A 22067-nucleotide genomic window follows, 5' to 3' on the forward strand; every position below is an offset into this window, starting at 1 on the left:
GGCCGGCGTCGTCGTGAACGGGAGGCAGACGACCGCGAGTCGCGTTCTGGCGGCGCTCAGCGCAGGTCGTCCATCGCCGCGACCGTCGCGCGGTACTCCTCGTCGCTGGCGGTGAGGGTGGGACCGGCGACGGTGCGTGCGAGCGTCGCCCCCGCGACGCCGTAGTCGAGCGCTTCGGCGACGCTCCCGCCGTCGAGCGACCGCGAGAGGAACGCCCCCGCGAAGGCGTCGTGCGACCCGCTGGGGTCGGTGACGGGCGTCTCGACGGCACGCCGCTCGTGGACCGTCGACGCCTCCCAGACGATGGCCCCCAACTCCCCGCGGGTGATGGCGACCCGCTCGACGTCGTACCGCGAGGCCAGCGTGTGGGCCATCTCGCGGGGCGTCTGGTCGGGACGGTCGACCAGTCGCGCGGCGTCGGCCTCACGGGCGACCAGCACGTCGACGTCGGGCAACACGCGGTCTGCGGCCTCGCGAGCCATCGTCTCGGTCCAGCGGCCGCGGTCGGTCAGCGAGAACGCCGTCCGCACGTCGTTGTTCGCGGCCGTCTTCATCAGCGTCGCGCAGGTCCGCGCGAGGTCACCGGAGAGCGCCATCGTCGCCGCCGAGGTGTAGAACGCGGCGGCCCCGGCCAGTCGACGGACGGCGAGTTCCTCCGCCGAGACGTTCGTGACCGCGGCGTCGGCCGCGTCGTCGACGGCGCTGTCCGCACGGGGGCCGCTCCCGCGCTCGAAGAAGCGGACGCCCTGTCGGCCTTCGACGGCCCACGTCACGTCCACGTCGACGCCGTGCCCTCGGAGCGCACCCGCGATGCGCCGGCCGAGCGCGTTCTCGGGGAGCTTCGACAGCCACACCGCGTCGGTGCCGAGCGCCGCCGCCGCGACGGCCGCGTTGCTCTCGACGCCGTCGACGCGGACCCGCAGGCGGTCGGCGTTCGCCAGTCGGTCGCCCGTCGGCGGGGCGAGCCACAACGACGCCTCGCCGAACGTGACGAGCGTCACGGTCGGCCCCCCGGGGTGCGGACGGCCGAACTATCCGATTCTCGAACGGTCATGCTACCGGCAAAGGAGTGGGGGGAGAAAGTCGTTCCGCAGCGAGCGACGACGAACGACCCACCGACTGCCGCGTCGAACGGAGTCGCGACGAGCGACCGGGGCGGCGCTACAGGTCGTCTCGCCGGCCCCCGTGACCGGGGTAGTCGCGCTCGAACCGGTCCTCGATGTCGCCGCGGTCGAACGCGACGATAGTGGGCCGCCCGTGGGGGCAGGCGTAGGGGTTCTCGCAGTCGTCGAGCGCCGACAGCAGGTCGACGACGGTGCCCTCTCGGAGCGACGTGTTGCCTTTGATAGAGGGGTAGCAGGCGAGGTCCGCGAGCAGTTCGTCGGCCGCCTCGCTCACCGTCGCCGCGCCGTCGCCCGCGACGAACGCCGTCAGCAGGTCCCGAACCAGGTCCTCGTGGCCGGTCAACAGCGCGGGCACCGACTCCACGCGGACCGTCCGGTCGTCGGCCAGCGTGGCGTCGAACCCCAACTCCGCGAGCGCCTCGCGGTACGAGTCGAACAGCGTCGCCTCCCGCGCGGTGAGTTCGAGGTCGACCGGTTCGGCGAGCGTCTGGGCCGTCACGCCCGCAGCGAACTGTTCGCGCAGGCGCTCGTAGTTGATGCGCTCGTCGGCGGCGTGCTGGTCGACCAGCAGGAGGCCGTCGTCCGCCTCCGCGACCAGATACGTCTCGTCGTACTGGCCGAGCACCCGCAACGTCGGCAACCGCTCGTACTCGGCCTCGGGCGGGCGCTCCGAGAGACGGGTCTGTTCGACCGGCCCGCGGAACTTCCGGTCCGCCGTCGAAGGAGCCTCGGTCGACCGGTCTCCACCGGAAACGAAGGGGGTTCGTGACGGAGTGTCATCCCCACCCGTCGTCGAGGGTCCGTCCTCGCGCTCGGTCACCCCACTGTCGTCCGGTGCAGTGGCCCGGCTAGTCCCCTCGTCGGTCGTCCCGTTCGACTCGCCGGCCGAGGCGCTCGTTCGGGACGCGGCCGGACGACGCCGACCGGGACGTGACCGCGTCGTCGGCGTCTCGGGGACGTCGCGCGGATCGGCCCCCGTCCGGGGCCGGCGCGCTCGGGACGGGCAGGAGGTGGCACCGTCGCCCGTCGCGGCGTCGCTGGACGAGCGGTCGTCGGCCGAGCGGTCGCCTGCTCGTTGGTCGTCGCCAGCCCCGACACCCGTACGCTCGCTCTCGGTCTCGGGAGTCGCCGACGACTCGTCCCTCGCTTCGGTGGTCCGTTCGGGACTGATCTCGGTCTGCTCGGGGGCCGACCGACCTCGTGGGGCGCGCGAGCGAATCAGGCCGGCGTCGAGCAGCGCGCGTTCGACGCTCGTCTCGACCTGCTCGCGGACGCCCGCCTCGTCGGCGAACCGAACCTCCAGTTTCCTGGGGTGGACGTTGACGTCGGTCTCGGCGGGGTCGATGTCGAGGAAGACGACCGCGAACGGGTAGCGGTCGGGCGCGAGTTGCCCGCCGTAGGCGTCGACGACCGCCTCTCGGACCGCCCGCGCGGTGACCCACCGCCCGTTGACGAACGTCGCGACGTACTCCGAACTCGCTCTGGTCGTCTCGGGGTGGCTGACGAGCCCCGACACGCCCGACAGCGGGCCGTCGGGCGCGTTCGCCTCGATGGGCACCATCGCGCTCGCCACCTCGCGACCGTACACCGCCATCACCGCCGAGCGGAGGTCGCCCCGGCCCGTCGTCGCGAACCGCTCGCGGCCGTCGGTCTCGAACGTCACGGCGACGTCGGGGTTCGCCAGCGCGTAGCCCGTCACGACCCGCTGGACGTTGTCGACCTCCGTGGTCGGCTGTTTCAGGTACTTCCGGCGCGCGGGGACGTTGTAGAACAGGTCGTCGACGGCGACGGTGGTGCCCGTCGGACAGCCTGCGGGACCCACGTGAGCCGTCTCGCCACCCTCGACGCGGACCTCGGTGCCGCGCCCGCCCGAACGGGGTCTGGTCGTGACGGTCAGCCGCGACACCGCGCCGATGGCGTACAGCGCCTCCCCGCGGAAGCCGAGCGTGCTGACGCCCGCTTCGAGGTCCTCGATGTCGCGAATCTTCGAGGTGGTGTGTTTCTCGACGGCGCGACGGGCCGCGGCCTCGGCCATCCCGTGGCCGTCGTCCTCGACACGGATGCCGTCGATACCGCCGTTCTCGACGCTCACTCGCACGCGCGAAGCGTCGGCGTCGATGGCGTTCTCGACGAGTTCCTTCACGACCGAGGCGGGCCGTTCGACCACCTCGCCGGCCGCGATGCGCTCGATGGTCGTCGCGTCGAGTTCGCGAATCTCGGGGCTCGCCGCCGCCTCGTCGCCCACGTCGCTCCCGTCGCTCTCGTCGCTCATCGGTCGGTCTCCAGCGCCCGCTCGACGGCGACGCCGAGTCGCTCCCCGCGGACCCGCTCGACGGCTTCGGACGGGGCGAACCAGCGGTAGTCGTCGTGTTCCTCGTTGAGCGTCACCGCCCGGTCGTCGCTCTCACAGCGGTACACCACGGTGAACATCGGGTCGCCGTCGTCGTTGACCCAGAGGTCCGTCCCGGTCAACACCGGCCGACCGACCGCCACGTCGAGGCCCGTCTCCTCGCGCATCTCGCGTTCGAGCGCCGCCTCGGCGGCCTCCCCCTCGTTGATGCGTCCGCCGGGGACGACCCACGTCCCGCGCGGGTGCTGGACGAGCAACACGTCGCCGCGCGGACCGACCGTCACCGCCTTCTGGGTGACGTTGCACAGGAAGTGCGTCTCCTCGGTCACGTCCGCCCCCTCCGGCGGTCGCCCGGCGTCGGGGCGACCGCTCGCGTTCGGTTCCGTGAAATCATTGGCCTCATCTCAGTCCGTGGCCGTATCAATCCGGCGTTGCTCGACGTTCGAGAACCGAACGCCGACCGCGCTCACATCAACTGCGTCGAGTCCGCCACCTCGTACTTGTACAGTTCGACCTCGCCGCCGGCGAAGCCGGGCACCTTCCCCTGGAACGCCTCGAAGTGGTCGCTCGTCATGTGGGCCTCGACGCCCGCCTCGTCCTCGTACTGCTCGATGATGCGGACGGTGTGCTCGTCGTCGACGTCGGTCGTGACGCGGTAGTCGACGACGCCCTCCTCGGCGCGCGAGCGCTCGCCGAGTTCGGTCAGCGCCTCGATGGCCTCCTCGCGGCTGTCGGGGTCGACGGGGATGATGGCGTACTGGAGTATCATCGCCACACACTGCTCCCCGCGAGGACAAAAGTCCGACCCCGTGGCGAGCGGGGCGTACTCGGTCGAGTTCGCTCAGACGCGCTCGACGAGCGTCGCGATACCCTGGCCGAAGCCGATGCACATCGTCGAGACGCCGTACTTGCCGCCGCACTCTTCGAGCTGGTACGGCAGTTTGCCGAGCAGCGCCGCGCCGGTCGCACCGAGCGGGTGGCCGTGGGCGATGGCTCCACCCCAGACGTTCGTCCGGCCCCAGTCCGCGCCGGTCTCTTCGAGCCACGCCGCGACGACGGAGGCGAACGCCTCGTTGACCTCGAAGCGGTCGACGTCGTCGACCGTCATGTCGTTCTGGTCGAGCAGTTCGTTGGTGGCCGGGATGGGTCCGCGGAGCATGGTCAACGGGTCGACGCCGACGACGTGCGTGTCGACGATGCGCGCGATGGGGTCCCAGCCGTGTTCCTCACAGGCCTCGCCGGAGGCGACGAGCGTCGCGGCCGACCCGTCGACGATGCCCGAGGCGTTGCCGGCGTGGATGACGCCCTCGCCCTCCTGGCGGAACGCGAGCGGGATGCCCCCGAGCGTCTCCAGGTCGGTCCCGGGGCGCGGGTGTTCGTCCTCCTCCAGCACGACGTGCTCGCCGTCGAGTTCGACCTCGCTCTGGACGACCTGCGGGTCGTACTTCCCCGCCTCGGCGGCCTCGTGCCAGCGCCGCTGGGAGTCGACCGCTATCTCGTCGAGGTCCTGGCGGCTGAACCCGCCGTTCTCGGCGATGCGTTCCGCACCCTCGCCCTGCGTCGTCAGCTCCGAGAAGTGCTCGAAGTAGGTGTCGGTGATGCTGCTGCCCGCAGAGCCCATCGGAACGCGGGTCATGTGCTCGACGCCACCGCCGACGAGGACGTCGTGGAAACCCGCTCGAATCTGGGCCGCCGCGAAGTTGACCGCCTGCTGGCCCGAGCCACACATCCGGTCGAGTTGGACGCCGGGGACGTCGTCGCCCCACCCGGCGACCATCGGCGCGAGACGGGCGATGTTGTTCGCCTGTTCGTCGGTCGGGGTGACACAGCCGTAGATGACGTCCTCGATGTCGTCGGGCCCGGAGAAGCCGTTGCGTTCTTCGAGCGCGAGCAGCGGTTTCGCCGCGAGGTCCTGCGGGTGCGTGTCGCGGAACGAGCCGTCACGCTTCCCGAACGGGGTCCGAACCGCGTCGACGATGTACGCGTCGGTCATGACAGATGATACCGATGGACGGGTATGAGTGTTCGGTTCGGACGGTGTGGCAGGGGTGTCGCCCAGCGGTCGTGACGCCGTGAGCACCCGGTCAGGAGTCGTCCAGTCGTCGCTGCCACTCCTGGACGGTCGAGACGAGGTCGATGGGCGAGGTGGCGGTGAGGTCGGTGTCCCGGAGCTCCGCCAGCACGGCCTCGGTGTCGGCGTCGAGTGCCGTGGCCGGCGGGTCGTCGGTCGCCGTCCCCCCGTCGGCGCTGGCCGGCCCCTCGAACGACCCGGAGCCGAGGTCGAAGACGGCCTGTACCGGCTCGCCACCACCCGATTCCGACCCTTTCGCCTCGATGGCCTTCTCCTCGCGCAGGCGGTCGAGCACGTCACCCGCGCGCTGGACGACGGGCTCCGGGACGCCAGCGAGGTCCGCGACGTGGACGCCGTACGAGCGGTTCGTCGCTCCCTCCTCGACGGTGCGGAGGAAGGTGACGTCTCCGTCGGACTCGTCGACCGAGACGTGGACGTTGGCGACCCGTGGGAGGTGTTCGGCGAGGCCCGTCAACTCGTGGTAGTGGGTCGCGAACAGCGTCTTCGCGCCGACGGTGTTGTGGAGGTACTCGGTGGCGGCCCAGGCGATGGAGATGCCGTCGTACGTCGCCGTCCCGCGCCCGACTTCGTCCAGAATCACCAGCGAGTCCTCGGTGGCGCTGTGGAGGATGTTCGACAGCTCCTGCATCTCGACCATGAACGTCGACCGGCCCTGCGCGAGTTCGTCGAGCGCGCCGACGCGGGTGTAGATGCCGTCGACCATCCCGACCGTCGCCGCACGCGCGGGGACGAAACTCCCCACCTGCGCGAGCAGCGTCACGAGCGCTGCCTGGCGCATGTACGTGGACTTCCCGCTCATGTTCGGGCCGGTGACGATGAGGAACTGTCGTTCGGCGTCGAGGTGCAGGTCGTTGGGGACGAAGTTGACGTCCGTCTCGACGACCGGGTGTCGTCCGGCTTCGACGTGGAGCGGCCCCGACTCGACGAGTTCGGGCCGCGTCCAGTCGTGCTTGACGGCGTGGGTGGCGAGGCTCGCCAGCGTGTCGAGTTCCGCGAGCGCCCGGCCCACGTCCTGGAGCAGTTCGGCCCGAGCGGCGACCGTCTCGCGCAACTCGCCGAACAGTTCGTACTCCAACTCGCCGCGGCGTTCTTCGAGGCGGAGGACCTCGCGTTCGCGTTCGCGGAGTTCGTCGGTGACGTATCGCTGGGCGTTCTTCAGCGTCTTGATGCCCTCGTAGCGGTCGGGGGCGGCGTCGGCCTCGGACTTCGCGACCTGGATGTAGTAGCCGTCGGTCTTGTTGCGGTCCACCGAGAGCCGCGAGATGCCCGTCTCGCGCTGTTCGCGTTCGGCGAGCGTCTCGAACCACTCGGCACAGTCCTCGTGGCGCGCGATGAGGTCCGCGAGTTCCTCGTCGAAGGCCGGGCGCAGGAGTCCGCCCTGTGTGACGGTGTTCGGCGGGTCCTCGGCGAGCGCCTCGTCGAGCGTCGTCCGGAGGTCGGTGACCGCCTCGCGGTCGAGGTGGGCGAGCACGTCGGCGACGGGCGACTCCGAGAGTCGCGGCGTCCCCTCCAGCAGGTCCGCGAGCGGGTCGAGCAGCGCCAGCGTCTCCTCGACGCGGAGCAGGTCGTCCGCGTCGGCGCTGCCCGACACGGTCTTGCTGGCGAGTCGTTCGAGGTCGTAGGCGTCGGCGAGCGTCTCACGAAGCTCCTCGCGAGCGAGCGCGGCCTCACAGAACGCGCCGACACACGCCTGGCGGCGCTCCAGTTCCCCCCGGGCGCGGCGGGGCCGACCGAGCCACTGTTTGAGCAGACGGCGTCCGGCGCTCGTCTCGGTGTGGTCGACTGTCGCGAACAGCGAGCGCCCCGCCCCGGTCATCGTCTCGGTGAGTTCGAGGTTGCGCTGGGTCGTCGCGTCGACGGCGACGTGGTCGTCGGGCGTGTACGTCCCGAGGCGCGTCACCGACGCCAGCGCGCCCGTACCCGTCTCGGCGAGGTAGTCGAGCGCGCCACCCGCCGCCTGTACCGCGAGCGTCGAGTCGAGGTCGAGGGCGTCCTCGACGTCGCCGAACTGCTCGCGCAGCGTGTGGCGGGCGCGCCCCGGCGCGAACGCGTCGGTCGCGTGCAGCGTCAGCGTCGCGTCGGTGCGCTCGCGAATCGTCGCGAGCAGGTCGTCGTCGGTCCGCACCGCCGGTCCCGGCGCGATCTCGGTCGGCGCGAAGCGGTACAACTCGGTGAGCACCGCCGGCGCGTCGCCGACCGCCGTGACGTGAAAGCGCCCCGTGGTCACGTCGACGAACGCGAGGCCGTAGCCGTCGACGCTCCCCGCCGTCTCGCTCCCCTCGCCCGCGACGACGCTGGCGAGATAGCGGGCGTCGGCGTCGCTCGTTTCGAGGAGCGTGCCGGGCGTGACGACCCGCTCGATGCGCCGTGCGTGACCGTCGTCGGTCTCGTACTGGTCGGCGACCGCCACTCGATAGCCGCGTTCGACCAGCGCGCTCAGGTACGGTGTCAGGTCCGCGAGCGGGACGCCCGCCATCTTGTACGCGTCGCCGCCCGAGGAGCGTTCGGAGACCTTGAGGTCCAGTTCGCGCCCGACCAACTCGGCGTCCTCGTGGAAGAACTCGTAGAAGTCGCCCATCTGCATCGCCAGCACGTCCGCGTCGCTCTCGGCTTTGAGCGCGAGGTACTGCCCGACGATACCCTCCGCAGTCATGGTTCGGGAGTGTCGCGGCGGCGGTGAAAACGGTGTGGGTTCGTCGGTGGAGTGGGGTGCAGTCGCGACCGCTTCGCTCAGGCCGACAGCGTCTCGTCGGTGTGGGTCTCGAGGAACTCGACCACCGACTCCGCGCCCTGGAACCCGTCGGCCATCCGCGCGACCTCCTCGCCGTCCTCGACCAGCACGAGCGTCGGCACCGACCGCACGTCCCAGTCCTCGACCAACCGGATGTCGTCGCCGGGGTTGACCATCGCGACGGTGACGTCGGTGGCGCGCTGGACGGTCCCGAGGACGGGTTCCATCGCCTGGCACATCGAACAGCCGGCGGTGTAGAACTCGACGAGCACGCGGTCGTGACCGGCGAGCACGTCGTCGAGGTCGTCGCCGTCGGCGGGTCGGAGTGGCTTGGCGGTGAGAGTCACACTGGTCGAGAGGAACTGGAGGGGTTTCAACCGACCGGGCGTGTGCGCGCCGCGAGCAGTGACGCGGCGCGTCGGCCCGACCTCGTGACACTTACCACGAGGGCCGATGAGAGAGCGCCATGGACGGCGACGCGGCCACCGACGACGCCACCGACATCGACCCCGCGACGGCGCTCGACGACGTCGACGTGGCGCTCGCCCACTGGGGGATGGCCGCTCGCGGCGGGGCCGAGACCGTCGTCGCCGCGATGGCCGACGCCCTCGACCTCGACCGGGTGTTCACCGTCGGCGAACCCGCCCCCGAGGTCCGGACGACGTACCCCGACGTCGAGTTCTACGACGTGCTCGCCGACGCCGCGTTCGAACCCGCCCGCCGCCTCCAGGCGCGCGCCGACCGTGTCTTCGAGTACGCGCTGTGGGAGGACGTCGACTGGACCGACTACGGCAGCCCCGACGTCCTGCTCACCTCCGGGGCGACGACGCGGGCGGTCATCACGCCCGACGAGACCCTCCACGTCAACTACTGCCACACGACGCCGCGCTGGCTCTACGACCGCTACCACGCCCGTATCGAGGAGTTACGCTGGCCGACGGAACTGGCTGCCCGCGTGGCGCTGCGCTACCTCCGGACCCGCGACGCCGCCGTCGACGACCGTGTCGACGACTACCTCGTCAACAGCCCCGTCATCGCCCGTCGGCTCTGGAAGTTCTACGACCGCGAGTCGACGGTGCTCTACCCGCCGGTCGACGTCGGCGCGTTCGAACCACGCGACTCGACCGAGGGCGACTTCTACCTCCACGCGGGCCGACTCGACCGCGAGAAAGGCGTCCGCGCGGTCGTCGAGGCGTTCGCCGACGGCGACCGCTCGCTCGTTCTCATCGGTCCGGAGGGCGACGACACCGAGCGCGTGCTGGCGGCCGTCGAACGCCACCCGAACGTCGAGTACCGCGGGTTCGTCTCGCTCGACGAGAAACGCGACCTGTACGAACGCGCTCGGGCCGTGGTGTTCAACGGCGTCGCCGAGGACTTCGGCATCGTCCCCGTCGAGGCCGTCGCCGCCGGCACCGCCTGTCTCGCCCGCGAGGAGGGGTTCCCGGCGCTGTTCGTCGACGACCGAACGGGACTGTTCCACGACGGGTCGGTCGCGGGCATCCGCGACGCGCTCGACCGGTTCGAGGCCGACCCGTTCGCCGCCGAGTACGAGCGTGCCGAGCGGTTCGCACGCGAGCGCTTCGCCGACGAGCTGCGCGTCCACCTCGCCGAGCGCTACCGGGCGTTCGAACGTCGGTTCCGAGTCTGAAGCGGTGGCTTCGGCGAGGAGCAGGGTCGTGATGGCGAGTGCGAACCGACCGCGTCAGCGGTAGCCGAGCGCCTGGAGGCGGCTCTCGACTTCTTCGGAGGCGGCCTCCTCGACCGCCGTGACGCCGTCGTCGGTCACCTCGCGGCGGTCGCCGTCGAGCACGGCCCACGGCACGTCGACCAGCCCCGCCGACCGGAGCCCGCGAGGGTGGCCGTACCCACGGACCGGCAGGGGCCACATCCGCTCGCCCATGAGGTTGCCGTGGTCGCTCGTGAGCACGGTCGTGCCGCCGACGTCGGCCGCGAGGTCGAACGCCTCGTCGAGGACGTACCGGAGGTTGTCGGCGTACGCCGACAGCACCTGCTCGTGGTCGACTAACCCCATGTCGAGTGCCTGCCACGGGTCGTGAGGCCGCTCGTTCGCGTACGCGCCGTCGAGAATCTCGTCGGGCGACCAGCTCGCGTACCGGAGGTCGGGGTGGCCGACGAACGGGTAGTGTGGCTGCATGAAGTGAACGACCAGCCGTTTGTCGGGGTGGCGTTCGTGGGCGTCGCGGGCGGCCGCCGCCACGTCCTCGGCGAGGACGGTCGCCTCCTCCTCGTCGAACCCCTCGCGCCAGACCTCGACGAGTTCGTGGAACGAGTCGCCCGCGACGGTCGAGGTGTAGGGGTTCGCCGAGACGTAGACGGTGTCGCCGAACTCGCGACCCGCGAACTGCGTCTCGGTCCACTCGGCGGTCATGCTCGCGGGGCTGCGTTCGGTGCGGTAGGCGTCGAACCGGTCGAGGTCGGTGACGGTGGCGAACAGGTCCGCCCGGCAGGCGTCGAGGACGAACAGCGAGTCCCAGTCCTCGTCCATCACCCGGACGCCCCGGTCGCCGTACAGTCGGCGGTGGGTCGGGACGGCGACGCGCTGGACGAGGCGCTGTTTCCACCAGAGCCGGTCGGCGGCGTGTTCCCGGAGTTCGTCGACGACGTAGCGAAGGGTGTCGAACGGAGCCACGACTACCGACACACTCCACCGGAGCGCGGCATAAACGTTGATACGTCGGCCGGGGCAGGTTCAGACAGTGACGCCCGACGTCGACCTGCCGGCATCGCTGCGCGGGGACGGGACGCTCGTCTCGGTCGTCGTGCCGACGTACGAGGACGCCCGGTTCCTCCCCGCAGCCCTGGAGAGCATCGCCGCCCAGACCCACGGCAACGTCGAGATCGTCGTCGTCGACAGCTCCGGCGTCGACTGGCTGCGCGACCTCGCCGCCGACGTCGAGGGCCTGACGTACGTCTACCAGGAGCCGAGCGGCCTGTCGGCGGCACGGAACGCCGGCATCGACGCCGCGAGCGGCGACGTCGTCGGGTTCCTCGACGCGGACGACCGCTGGGTTCCCGAGAAACTGGAGAAACAACTCGCGGCACTGGACGCCGGCGCGGACGTCGTCTACGGCGACGTCTACCTCCTCGAGGACGGTACGACACGCTACCAGTCGTCGCTCCCCGTCTCCGACCCCGAGCGCCACCACCTCGACTTCCTGTTCGAGGGCGGCGTGCCGATGCCGACCGTCGTCGCGCGCCGCGCGTGTTTCGACGACGAACGGTTCGACGAGTCGCTCCCCGCCGTCGAGGACCGCCACATGTGGGCGCGACTGTTCGCCCGCTATCGACCCGCGCGCATCGCCGAACCGCTGGCGTACTACGCCGTCCGCGAGGCGTCGATGAGTTCGGACGCCGACGTGATGTACGACGCCGAGCTGACGGTGCTCGCCGACCTCGCCGAACGGTACCCCGAGGTGGCCGAGGCGTACCCCGCCCTCGAACGGAAGGCCGCGTACAAACACGGCAAACGACTGCTTCGGGGCGGCGACGGGCGAGCCGCCCGCGAACCGCTCCGCCGCGCCGTCGCGGAGGGGATGACCGACCCGCGTGCGCTGGCCGCGCTCGCCGTCGCGTACGCCCCCGCTGGACACGCACGGCTGCTCGGACTGCTCGAACGGGCGCAGGAACGACTGCGGTGAGGAGCGCCGGTGACGCGACGGCGCGCCGCCGGACTCAGAGGTAGCCCAGGTCGTGGAGGCGTTCGTCGATGTCGAGACGTTCGGAGTCGACGGCGTCGAGACGGGGGAACTGTCGGCGCATCGCCCGTCGCCGGTCGGCGGCCGCCTCCCCGAGCGGTCGCCGTTCGTCGCGGTCGCGGTCGAGGTCGTAGAGGTCCGGCGACCAGTCCCGAGCGGGGTACTCGACGTACTTCTCCTCGCAGGTTCGGACCGCACGCTGCCAGTTCTCGTGCCCCCGGAGCGCCGCCCCGCAGGCCCGGATGTACGCCGTCCGGTCGTCGAACCCACCCAGCAGCGACGCGCCGTCGACGGTCGACTCGTCGAGGGGGACGCCGAGCAGGTCACAGAGCGTCGGCGCGACGTCCACCTGGCGACAGACCCCCGACTCGGTACCCGCGTCGACGCCCGGTCCCGACAGCACGAACGGGACGTTCGCGGTGGTGTCGTAGACGGTCTCGCCGTGGCCCGCTTCGAGGAAGTGGTCGGGGACGCCCGCCGGGACGAGGCGGTCGACGACGCGGTTGACCGCCCGTTCGACGCGGCGGGTGTCGACCCCGCGCTCGTAGCGGAGTTTGTCCCGGAGGGTCTTCGCGGCCTCGTGGGCCGGGTGGCCACGCCAGGTGACGCTCTCGCCGTGGTCGCCGTGGAGGGCGACGACCGTGTCGTCGGGGAGGCGCTCGACGAGAGCTTCGAGGCGGGCGTCGAGCGCCGACAGCGCACGTTCGTACGGCCAGCGACCGTACCGGCGCTCGTCGTACCCCTCGGGGACCGAGATGGGTTCGTGGAGCTCCCAGAGGTGGAGGTAACAGAAGAACGGGTCGTCGAGTTCGTCGAGACGCTCGCCGGCGGTGCGCTCCCACGGGCCGAACAGGGACGCCTCCTTCTCGCGGTAGTGGTACGCGTCGAACCCGCGGTCGAGGTCGGTCTCCTCGACCAGCGGGCCGGTCACCATCGCACAGGTGTCGTAGCCCGCCGCGGAGAGGCGCTCGGCGAGCGTCGTCGTCTCGGCGTTCAGTCGCGCCTCGCGCAGCGACGTGACGCCGTTGTGTTCGGAGTACTGGCCCGTCATCAGCCCCGCGACGCATGGCGTCGTCGTCGTCGCGGTGGCGAACAGGTCGGTGTAGACGCGACCGTCGGCACGCAGCGAGTCGAGAAACGGCGTCTCGCCCCAGCCGTCGACGACGGCGTCGTTCCGGAGACAGTCGACACAGACGAACAGCAGGTTCGGGGGGGAGGACTGCGAGTCGGTCATCGGGGGAGTTCGGTCACCACTTGGTGACGCTGGCCAATAGTGTGACGGTCCGGAATCGGAGACGGTCGGTCGCGAGGGCGTCACCGCCGGTGGGTCGGACGCACGGTCGGCGAGACGACGAGTCGGCCACCGTGCCGGGAGCCGTCAGCGTGCGGTCGGGAGATTGCGCTGGACCGTCGCCCGGAACCGCTGTGAGAGCCCCGACAGCACGAGGAAGTAGACGCTCGCGCCGACACCGATGAGGACGAACGTCAGCACGGTGTTCGTCGGGTCGAGCGCGATGGCCTCCCGTGCGGCGTAGACGACGACGGCCATCGCCACCGCAGCGCCCACCTGGTTTGCGAGTTCACGGCGGGGGACCGGGAGGGCGACGTACCGCCGGAGGAAGACGTAGCCGAGCACCAGCCCGACGACGGCGGAGGTCGTGGTGGCGACGGCGGCTCCCAGCCAGCCGAACGCGGCGACGAGGACGACGTTCAACACGAGGTTCGTCCCGACGAACGCGACGTTGACCCGGAAGGCGACGTCGGGGTGGTCGAGCGCCGCCAGCACGGAGGTGAACTGTGACTCGTAGACGTACACCAGTCGCGCGAACACGAGCACGACGAGCACCAGCCACCCCTTCGTGAACTCCGCGCCGTAGACGCCGAGGACGGCGTCGCCGAGGACGACACAGCCCGCGAGGCCGGGGATGACGAACAGTCCGGAGTACGCGAGGCTGTCCTCGACCAGACCGCTGATGGCCTCCGGGTCGTCCTCGTTGTCGAGCTTGCTGATGGCCGGGAACAGCGTCGTCGCGATGGACGCGCCGAACACCGCGAGGATGGAAGCGAGGTTCCACGCGATCTCGTAGACGCCGATGAGTCCCGAGGAGACCGCGAACGCGCCGAGGACGAGCGTGTCCATCGAGGCGAACGTCCGGGACTCGATGCCGCTGAACCACGAGTAGCGGGCGTAGTCGACCACGTCCACGACCTGCTCGCGGGTCGGCAGGCGCGGGCGCAACGACAGGAGCGCGAGACCGACGACGGACGTGACCAGCTCCGCGACGGCGTAGCCCGTCAGCAGCCACCACACCGTGCCGAACCCGGCGACGACGACCGCGACCTGCAGCCCGCTGCGGAGCGTCCGGTCGAGCGGGCGTAACAGCGAGGCGACGTGGACGCGGTGGTCGCCCTCCAGCGCCGCCATCACCTGCCAGAGCAGGAGACCGGTGAACAGCAACGCGACCAGCGGGAGGGCCGCGCCGTCGACCCGGACGAACGCGTCGACCTGCTCGCGGAAGGCGAGCACGCCGGTCGCGACGACGACGAACGCGAGCAGTTGCAGGCCGAACCCCGCTCCGAGGAACTGCCGGCGACGCTCGCCCTCGCTGATGCGCTTGCGGACCGCCATCTGGATGCCCTGGCCGCTGAGCACCTTCAGCCACACCAGCACCGCGACGACGAGGAAGTAGTTCCCGAGCAGTTCGCTGCCGAGTTCCCGGGCGAGGTACACCGTCACCACGAACCCGAGCAGCGACGTGAGGACCTGCGAGACGAAGTGGACGACCGAGGTCTGGCCTATCCGCATCGTCGGACCCGTCGCGCGGGAGCGGTCGGTCGGTCGAGCATCCCTACTCCGCGTACCCGAGGTCCCGGAGACGGGACTTCACGTCCTCGGTCATCTCGACCTCGTCGAGGTCCTCGGCGGTCGCGGCGACGGTGTCGCGGTGGTCGTCGAGGACCGCCTCGATGCGCTCGCGCTCGTCGGAAAACTCGCCCGAGACGTCCGTGCGTTCCTCGGGGTCCGCCTCGAGGTCGTACAGCGCGGTCTCGCCCGCGAGGTCGACGAACTTCCAGCGGTCGTCGCGGTAGGCGTAGCGGAACTCGGTGCGCTCGCCGTCCGCCCAGTCCCCGACGACGTGCTCGCGGGGCCACTCGTCGTCCTCGACGAGCGCGCGGAGACTGTGGCCGTAGAACGCCTCGGACTGCTCCTGGCCGGCGTAGTCGACGAGCGTCGGCGTCACGTCGAGCATCCCGACGATGTCCTCGTGGGTCGCGCCCGCGTCGTCGCCGACGTCGACCACCAGCGGGACGTGGGTGACCTCGTCGTGGAACGTCTGACTGTGGCTGAACCCGCCGTGTTCGCGGAACTCCTCGCCGTGGTCGGACGTGAAACAGACGACGGGGTCGTCCCACGCCGCCCGGACGCGCTCGACGAGGCGACCGACCTCGGCGTCGGTGTAGCGTATCTCGGCGTCGTAGAGGTCGATGATGGTGTCGAGTTCCTCGTCGGTGACCTCGCCGGGGTCTTCGATCATCTTCCGGCGGAGTTTGATGGACTCGCGCTCGCCGACCGGGTCGTCGCGGAACGGGCGCTGGTGTTCGGCCGGCGGGACGTACGGGTGGTGGACGTCCATGTAGTGGACCCAGAGGAACCGGGGGCCGTCGCGCTGGCGCTCGGCCCACTCGATACCCATGTCGGTCATCTCGTCGGCCCGGACGTACGCCGACCCGACGTTGACGCCCGCCTCCTTCTCGGCGGTCTCGACCGCTCGCGAGAGGAACTGGAACAGCCGACCGTCCTCGTCGAGTCGCTCCTTGACCTCCTGTTTGAGCCGTGCGAGTCCGGAGGGGTCGGTCTTCGAGTCGAAGAACTCGTCGAAGCCACGCCCGTAGCCGAACTCCTCGGAGAGGTAGAGGTTCGAGTGGAACCCGGCCGTCGAGAACTCGGGTTTCAACGCCTCGGAGACGAGCGTCCGGCGCTCGGAGATGCGCTCGTAGCCCCCGTACATCAGAGCCGTCGAGGAGGTGAGGATGGAGGGGAACGACGGACGGGTCGCGCAGGCGTGGGAGAACGCGTTCTCGAACGTGTGGCCCTCGCCCGCGAGGTCGTCGACGTTCGGCGTCGTCGGACGGTCGTACCCGTAGCAGCCGACGTGGTCGGCGCGCAGCGAGTCGACCGTGATGAACAGCACGTCTCTCATCTTCTCACCCACTCCTCGCCACGGCTTCGAGTACCTTTCCGTACGTCGCCGCCACCCGCTCGTAGTCGAACTGCTCGACGAACGCCCGGAACGCCGCGCTGTCGGCTCGTTCGCCCGCCTCGCGGACGGCACGGGCCACGTCGGGGCCGGTCGGGTCGGCGTACGCGACGTGCTCGCCGAAGCGCTCCTCCGCACGGCCCCGCGCCTGGACGACGCCCAGACCCGCCGCGCCGTACTCCAGCACCTTGAGCGTGTGCGGGTCGTCGACCAGCGAGACGCCGACGTCCGCGGCGTGGAGGTACCCCGGCACGGCCGCGTGGTCGACGGTGCCGAGGAAGACGACGTTCTCGTGTTCGCGGGCGGCCCGTTCGACGGTCGATTCGAGGCTGCCCGCGCCGAGGACGACGAACGTCCAGTCGTCGAGGTGTCGGGCCGCGTCGAGCATCGCCTCGACGTGGTAGATGGGTTCGAGGCCGCCGACGTAGACGAGGACGTTCCCCTCGACGCCCGCCTCGGCCAGTCGGGACCGAGCGCGCTCGACCACGTCTGCGGGCGGGTCGGCGAACCGCTCGAACGAGACGCCGAGGTCCGTCTTCGTCGCCGCACGTGCGTACCGTCGAACACGGCGGGCTTCCTCCTCGTAGACGTACAGCACGTGGTCGGCGACACGGAACGCGACGTTCTCGGCGAGGCGGACGCCCGTCGCCAGCCAGCGCGGGTGGGTCGTCTCGAACTGCCGGATGGGGTCGACGTGGTCGACCACCAGCGGCGTCCCGAGCGCCCTCGTGGTGAGGCCGGCGAGCGCTCCCGAGCGGGTCGTGCCGACGACGACGTCGTAGCGCGAGCGCTCGCCGAGCGTCTCGCGGAGCGTGGCGGGGGTCGTCCCTCGCAGCGTCACGTCGAAGCCGTCGGCTTCGAGACAGTCGGCGATGCGTCGTCGCCCGACGCTGATGTGCTCGGGCTTGTCGGGCGTCAGCCAGCAGACGCGCATTCAGGTCTGGGCGTCGAGCACGTCGACGATGTGTTCGCCGGCGCTGCCGTCGCCGTAGAGGTCGGGGTGGCCCGTCATCGCCTCGCGGGCGGCGTCGTCGGTGAGGAGGGTCTCCAGTCGGCCCTCCAGTTCGTCGGGTTCGACGAGTTCGTTGACGCCCGCGGCGACCGTCTCGGGGCGTTCGGTGTTCGGCCGGACCGTCAGGCAGGGCACTTCGAGGATGGAGGTCTCCTCCTGGATACCCCCCGAGTCGGTGACGGCGACGCGGGCGTGGTTCAGCAGTTGGAGGAAGTCGAGGTAGTCGAGCGGGTCGACGAGGCGGAGCGACCCCGACGGTTCGTAGCCCATCTCGTCGAGGACGTTCGTCGTCCGGGGGTGAGCGGGCAGAATCACCGGCGCGCTCGCCGAATCGAGCACGGCCACGATCTCGCGCAGGCGCTCGGGGTCGTCGGTGTTGCTCGCGCGGTGGATGGTGGCGGCGACGTAGTCCTCGCCGGCGACGCCGAGGTCCTCGAGCACCGTCGAGCGCTCGGCCGCCATCGGTGCGTGGTCACGGCAGGCGTCGACGATGGTGTTGCCCGTCTCGTAGACGCCCGCGGTGACGCCCTCGTCTTCGAGGTGCTCGATGGCCTTCGCCGTCGGAGCGAAGGAGAAGTCCGCGACGTGGTCCGCGACGACGCGGTTGACCTCCTCGGGCATCGTTCGGTCGAAGCTCCGCAGACCCGCCTCGACGTGGCCGAACTTCGTCGAGAGCTTCGAGGCCGCCAGCGCCGTCGAGAGCACCGCGTTCGTGTCGCCCAACGCGAGGACCGCGGCGGGTTCGCGCTCGCTCAACATCGCCTCGACGCCGACGAGTCCGGAGGCGGTCTGTTCGGCCTGGCTCCCCGAACCGATCTCGAGGTTGTCGTCGGGCGTCGGCAGGTCCAGCGACTCGAAGAACGCGCCGCTCATCTCGTCGTCGTAGTGCTGCCCGGTGTGGACCAGATGCAGGTCGAAACGGCCCTCGGCCGCCCGAATCACGGGGGCCATCTTGATGATCTCTGGTCGGGTCCCGACGACGACCGCGAGTTCTCGCATACGGAGTACGCCAACGGACGACCACTTGCCTCTTTCTCCCGCGCTCGTGTCAGGAACAGTCTCACACCCGTGAACGCAGCTATATGTCCGAGAAAATCTATAACGGTTCTGAGACTCTATGGCAGTCGACCACACAACGACGACCGAAGCGAGCGAGCGGCCCGTCCACGACGGGGGACCGCTCGACGTCCCGGCGGGACCGTTGGCCCGGTGGTTCCGCGACCGCGTCCAGACGTACGGTGACCTCCCGGCGACGATGCACCGTGCCAGCGACCGAGGTGGAGCGGACGGAGCGTTCGTCGCGACGACCTTCGACGCGTTCTACGACGAGGCCGTCGCCGTCGCCGGCGGCTTCCTCCAGACGATGGAGCCGGGGGACAGGCTGGGTATCCGTGCCGAGACGCGCTACGAGTGGTCGCTGGTCGACGTCGCGAGCATCCTCGCCGGACTGGTGCTCGTTCCGGTCTACCCGTCGTTCAGCCCCGAACAGGCGCGGTACGTCCTCGAAGACGCCGGCGTCCGGACGCTCGTCACCGAACGCGACCCGCCCCTCGAAGTGGCGGGAGCCGTCGAGTGGGTCGTCGACGTCGAGGACCTGCCCCGCGACGAGGGGTTCGAGGAGGACGACCTGCCAGGGTTCGACGTCGAGGACGACGACCTCGCGACCATCATCTACACCTCGGGCACCACGGGGTTCCCGAAGGGGTGTGAACTCACCCACCGCAACTTCCTCGCCCAGCTCGCGGCGGTCGCCTCGTTCATCGACTCGGAACCCGGCGACACCTCGACGTGTTTCCTCCCGCTGAGCCACGTCTATCAGCGCATCTCGAACTACGCCGACTGGAACCAGGGCGTCGCCACCGTGTTCATCGAGGTGCCGAGACTGCTCGAGGACCTCGGCGAGACCCAGCCAAACGGGTTCGTCACCGTCCCGCGGGTGTACCGCCGGATGTACGACGGCGTCCAGAAGCAGATTCGCGAGACGGAGGGCGCACGTGGCCGTATCGCGCGCTGGGCGGTCGGCGTCGCCCACGAGTACGGCCGCGCGGTCGACGGCGGGGGGACGCCCGGACCGGGCCTGCGCGCGCGTCACGCGCTCGCCGACCGACTGGTCTACGGGCAGTTGCGCGAGCGCCTCGGCCTGCGCGACGTGAACTTCGCCATCACCGGCGCGGCGAGCATCGACGCCGACCTGCTGCACTTCCTGTGGGGCATCGGCGTCCCCGTCATGGAGGGGTACGGTGCGACCGAGACGGCCGCCGGCGGGACGCTCAACCGCCCCGGCGAGATGCGAGCGGGGACCGTCGGCAGACCCGTCCCCGGTATCGAGATAACGCTCGCCGACGACGGCGAGGTGCTCATCCGCGGCCCACAGGTGTTCCGCGGCTACTGGAACAATCCCGAAGCGACCGCGGAGGCCATCGACGCCGACGGCTGGTACCACACCGGCGACGTCGGCGAGTGGGACGGCGAGTTCCTGAAGATCGTCGACCGGAAGAAGCGCCTCCAAGTGCTCGACACGGGAAAGAACGTCTACCCCGGTCCCATCGAGACCGCGCTACGGCGCAGCCCCTACATCGGCGAGGCGATGGTCGTCGGCGAGGGTCGGAAGTACGTCACCGCGCTCGTCCAGCCGAACTTCGACGTGGTGGTGTCGTTCGCCGAGGAACGCGGCCTCGCGTACGACGAGGAGGCCGTCGAACGCGACGACGACGGCACGGTCGTCGCCGTCCCGACCGAACTGCTCGACCACGAGGCGGTGCGCGACCTCCTCCAGGCGGAGGTCGACGCCGCGAACGCCGACCTCGCGGGCTACGAACAGGTCAAACGCATCGCCGTCGTCGAACGGACGTTCACCGTCGAGAACGAGGAGTTGACGCCGACGCTGAAGAAGCGTCGCCGGAACATCGCCGAGAACTTCGGGGACCGCATCGAGGCGCTGTACGTCTGAGTCGTCGCCCTGCGCTCGGCCCCCTCGCCGCGTTACTCACTCGGCGTGTTCGCCCGGCCCCGACAGCACGTCGCCCTCGTAGACGACGCCGCGTTCGGCGTCGAGGGTGACGGTCGTCCCGTCCGGAATCGTCTCCGGGTCGAGTTCGCCACCCGAGACCATCGGTACGTCGAGTTCGCGGGCGACGATGGCCGGATAGCCCGTCAGCCCACGCTCGGCAGCGACGATGCCGCCGATGGCCGTCAGGTCGCCGTCGAACTCCGCGTCGAAGTCGCGGGGCAACGCGAGGATGGCTCCCTCGGGTGCGCCCTGCAGGTCGCCCGTGGTGTGGAAGACGGGACCGGTCACCCGCCCGGAGACGGCGCTCGTCCCGGTCGTCAGCGTCTCGGCGGCGACGTGTATCTTCAGCGTGTTCGTCGTGTCCGTCCGGACGCCGCTCATCATCCCCGAGAGCACGACGACGGTGTCGCCCGAGTCGGCGACCCCCGCGTCGAGGGCGGCGTCGACCGACCGTTCGACGAGCGAGGCGGCGTCGTCGACGGTCTCCACGTCGACCGGGGTGATGCCCCACGACAGCGCCAGTCGTCGGTGGACGGGTTCGTTCGGCGTCGTCGCCACGACGGGGACCCGCGGTCGGTACTTCGCGACCTTCCGGGCGGTGTACCCCGACTCGCTGGCGGCGACGATGGCGCTCGCGCCGACGTCCCGTGCGAGGTAGCGCGCCGCCCGCGCCAGCGAGTCGGCGCTGGTCGCGTCGGCGCTGGGGACGCGCTGTTCGCGCAACTCGGCGTACTCGTCGCTCCCCTCGACCTCCGCGACGATGGTCCGCATCGTCTCGACGACTCGCACGGGGTGGTCGCCCACCGCGGTCTCCGCCGACAGCATCACCGCGTCCGTGCCGTCGAGGACGGCGTTGGCGACGTCCGACGCCTCGGCGCGCGTCGGCCGCCGGGACTCGACCATCGAGTCGAGCATCTCCGTCGCGACGATGACGGGGACGCCCGCGCGCTGACACTCCCGAATCGTCCGTTTCTGGATGAGCGGCACGTCCTCCAGCGGGTACTCGACGCCGAGGTCGCCGCGGGCGACCATCACGCCGTCGGCGGCCTCGACGATGGCTTCGAGGTGCTCGATGGCACCGGCACGTTCGAGTTTCGCGACGATGGGGACGTCGCCCCCGAGCGACTCGACGACGCCCGCCACCGAGAGCACGTCCGCCGCGTCGCGGACGAAACTCGCCGCGACGAAGTCGGCGTCCTCCTCGACGGCCAGGCGAATCTCCTCGCGGTCGTCGTCGGTCGGGACCGGCAGCGCGAGGTCGACACCGGGGAGGTTGACGCCCTTCCGCCCGCCCAACTCCCCGCCGGAGTCGACGCGCGCGAGCACCGCGTCGTCGTCGACGCTGAGGACGGTCGCGGCGATGCGCCCGTCGTCGAGCAGCACGCGGTCGCCCTGGCTGGCGGCATCGATGGGGTGGGAGAGACCCACTTCCTCGGGGGTGGCGTCGTCGCCCACGACGAACCGCACGTCGCTGCCCTCGGCGAGCGTGATGGGTTCGTCGAGCGGCGCGGTGCGGACCTCCGGCCCCTGGAGGTCGACCATCGTCGCGACGGGCGTCCCGAGGTTCTCGGCGACCGCCCGGACCCGCTGGAGCAACTCGCGGCGGTCCTCACGCGACCCGTGGCTGGCGTTGAAGCGAGCGACGCGCATCCCGCTCTCGACGAGCGCGCGAATCGTCTCGCGGTCGTCGGAGGCCGGTCCCAGGGTGCAGACCACCTTCGCGTTCGTCCGTGGCGTCGACTCGGTCATACCCTCGCTCGCTCCGGGAGACGG

Annotated in this window: 17 protein-coding genes; 3 read left to right on the forward strand and 14 right to left on the reverse strand. The window is 70.7% G+C overall.

The features are described from left to right. Positions 1 to 56 precede the first annotated feature (56 nt). The 7 genes from M1L36_RS06300 to M1L36_RS06330 form a co-directional block, all read right to left on the reverse strand. A complete protein-coding gene (locus M1L36_RS06300) occupies positions 57 to 1001 on the reverse strand; it encodes a PfkB family carbohydrate kinase (protein ID WP_250872874.1) in 945 nt (314 codons plus the stop codon). A 160-nt stretch (positions 1002 to 1161) separates the two neighbouring features. After that, positions 1162 to 3396 (reverse strand): DNA mismatch repair endonuclease MutL, encoded by a 2235-nt coding sequence (mutL, locus tag M1L36_RS06305; RefSeq protein WP_250872875.1) that lies wholly within the window; start codon positions 3394 to 3396, stop codon positions 1162 to 1164. Further along, entirely contained in the window at positions 3393 to 3803 is a 411-nt protein-coding gene (locus M1L36_RS06310; protein WP_250872876.1) for an NUDIX domain-containing protein, read from the reverse strand. The genes mutL and M1L36_RS06310 overlap by 4 nt, the downstream gene beginning before the upstream one ends. 137 nt (positions 3804 to 3940) lie before the next feature. Continuing rightward, positions 3941 to 4243 (reverse strand): putative quinol monooxygenase, encoded by a 303-nt coding sequence (locus M1L36_RS06315; protein WP_250872877.1) that lies wholly within the window; start codon positions 4241 to 4243, stop codon positions 3941 to 3943. Between the two features lie 72 nt (positions 4244 to 4315). Next, positions 4316 to 5467: a thiolase family protein gene (locus M1L36_RS06320; protein ID WP_250872878.1), complete on the reverse strand. Its 1152-nt coding sequence runs from the start codon at positions 5465 to 5467 to the stop codon at positions 4316 to 4318. Positions 5468 to 5558: 91 nt separating this feature from the next. Beyond that, positions 5559 to 8219, reverse strand: coding sequence for a DNA mismatch repair protein MutS (mutS, locus tag M1L36_RS06325; protein ID WP_250872879.1), 2661 nt, complete (start codon positions 8217 to 8219; stop codon positions 5559 to 5561). Between the two features lie 77 nt (positions 8220 to 8296). Beyond that, on the reverse strand, positions 8297 to 8644 hold the full coding sequence (locus tag M1L36_RS06330) for a thioredoxin family protein (protein ID WP_250872880.1): 348 nt from the start codon (positions 8642 to 8644) through the stop codon (positions 8297 to 8299). 119 nt (positions 8645 to 8763) lie between these two features. Between M1L36_RS06330 and M1L36_RS06335 the strand changes: the two genes are divergently transcribed. Further along, a complete protein-coding gene (locus M1L36_RS06335) occupies positions 8764 to 9945 on the forward strand; it encodes a glycosyltransferase (protein WP_250872881.1) in 1182 nt (393 codons plus the stop codon). Positions 9946 to 9999: 54 nt separating this feature from the next. Here M1L36_RS06335 and M1L36_RS06340 read toward each other — a convergent pair whose 3' ends face one another. Beyond that, positions 10000 to 10947 (reverse strand): alkaline phosphatase family protein, encoded by a 948-nt coding sequence (locus M1L36_RS06340; protein ID WP_250872882.1) that lies wholly within the window; start codon positions 10945 to 10947, stop codon positions 10000 to 10002. 67 nt (positions 10948 to 11014) lie between these two features. Between M1L36_RS06340 and M1L36_RS06345 the strand changes: the two genes are divergently transcribed. Beyond that, a complete protein-coding gene (locus M1L36_RS06345; RefSeq protein ID WP_250872883.1) occupies positions 11015 to 11956 on the forward strand; it encodes a glycosyltransferase family 2 protein in 942 nt (313 codons plus the stop codon). Positions 11957 to 11990: 34 nt separating this feature from the next. Here M1L36_RS06345 and M1L36_RS06350 read toward each other — a convergent pair whose 3' ends face one another. From M1L36_RS06350 to wecB, 5 genes are all read right to left on the reverse strand, one after another. After that, a complete protein-coding gene (locus M1L36_RS06350; protein ID WP_250872884.1) occupies positions 11991 to 13247 on the reverse strand; it encodes a sulfatase-like hydrolase/transferase in 1257 nt (418 codons plus the stop codon). Positions 13248 to 13391: 144 nt separating this feature from the next. After that, entirely contained in the window at positions 13392 to 14819 is a 1428-nt protein-coding gene (locus M1L36_RS06355) for a flippase (RefSeq protein WP_250872885.1), read from the reverse strand. 43 nt (positions 14820 to 14862) lie between these two features. Then, complete coding sequence (locus tag M1L36_RS06360; RefSeq protein ID WP_250872886.1) at positions 14863 to 16215, reverse strand: sulfatase family protein; 1353 nt, start codon at positions 16213 to 16215, stop codon at positions 14863 to 14865. Between the two features lie 4 nt (positions 16216 to 16219). Beyond that, positions 16220 to 17206, reverse strand: a complete 987-nt coding sequence (locus tag M1L36_RS06365) for a glycosyltransferase (protein WP_250872887.1) — start codon at positions 17204 to 17206, stop codon at positions 16220 to 16222. Continuing rightward, entirely contained in the window at positions 17207 to 18283 is a 1077-nt protein-coding gene (gene wecB, locus M1L36_RS06370) for a non-hydrolyzing UDP-N-acetylglucosamine 2-epimerase (RefSeq protein ID WP_250872888.1), read from the reverse strand. It lies immediately after the preceding gene. 118 nt (positions 18284 to 18401) lie between these two features. On the opposite strand from wecB, the gene M1L36_RS06375 reads away from it, so the two are divergent. After that, positions 18402 to 20234 (forward strand): AMP-dependent synthetase/ligase, encoded by a 1833-nt coding sequence (locus tag M1L36_RS06375; RefSeq protein ID WP_250872889.1) that lies wholly within the window; start codon positions 18402 to 18404, stop codon positions 20232 to 20234. A gap of 36 nt (positions 20235 to 20270) precedes the next feature. Here the strand turns inward: M1L36_RS06375 and pyk are convergent, their stop codons facing one another. After that, positions 20271 to 22043, reverse strand: coding sequence for a pyruvate kinase (pyk, locus tag M1L36_RS06380; protein WP_250872890.1), 1773 nt, complete (start codon positions 22041 to 22043; stop codon positions 20271 to 20273). Positions 22044 to 22067 lie beyond the last annotated feature (24 nt).

The organism is Halomarina rubra (assembly GCF_023699475.1).
In the GTDB taxonomy this organism is placed as follows: domain Archaea; phylum Halobacteriota; class Halobacteria; order Halobacteriales; family Haloarculaceae; genus Halomarina; species Halomarina rubra.

Bases quoted from the DNA above. Each gene is read 5' to 3' on its own strand.
- M1L36_RS06315 (WP_250872877.1), bottom strand. From the start codon at position 4,243: ATGATACTCCAGTACGCCATCATCCCCGTCGACCCCGACAGCCGCGAG.
- M1L36_RS06355 (WP_250872885.1), bottom strand. From the start codon at position 14,819: ATGCGGATAGGCCAGACCTCGGTCGTCCACTTCGTCTCGCAGGTCCTC.
- wecB (WP_250872888.1), bottom strand. From the start codon at position 18,283: ATGCGAGAACTCGCGGTCGTCGTCGGGACCCGACCAGAGATCATCAAG.
- M1L36_RS06360 (WP_250872886.1), bottom strand. From the start codon at position 16,215: ATGAGAGACGTGCTGTTCATCACGGTCGACTCGCTGCGCGCCGACCAC.
- mutL (WP_250872875.1), bottom strand. From the start codon at position 3,396: ATGAGCGACGAGAGCGACGGGAGCGACGTGGGCGACGAGGCGGCGGCG.
- M1L36_RS06350 (WP_250872884.1), bottom strand. From the start codon at position 13,247: ATGACCGACTCGCAGTCCTCCCCCCCGAACCTGCTGTTCGTCTGTGTC.
- M1L36_RS06375 (WP_250872889.1), top strand. From the start codon at position 18,402: ATGGCAGTCGACCACACAACGACGACCGAAGCGAGCGAGCGGCCCGTC.
- M1L36_RS06320 (WP_250872878.1), bottom strand. From the start codon at position 5,467: ATGACCGACGCGTACATCGTCGACGCGGTTCGGACCCCGTTCGGGAAG.
- M1L36_RS06365 (WP_250872887.1), bottom strand. From the start codon at position 17,206: ATGCGCGTCTGCTGGCTGACGCCCGACAAGCCCGAGCACATCAGCGTC.
- pyk (WP_250872890.1), bottom strand. From the start codon at position 22,043: ATGACCGAGTCGACGCCACGGACGAACGCGAAGGTGGTCTGCACCCTG.
- mutS (WP_250872879.1), bottom strand. From the start codon at position 8,219: ATGACTGCGGAGGGTATCGTCGGGCAGTACCTCGCGCTCAAAGCCGAG.
- M1L36_RS06335 (WP_250872881.1), top strand. From the start codon at position 8,764: ATGGACGGCGACGCGGCCACCGACGACGCCACCGACATCGACCCCGCG.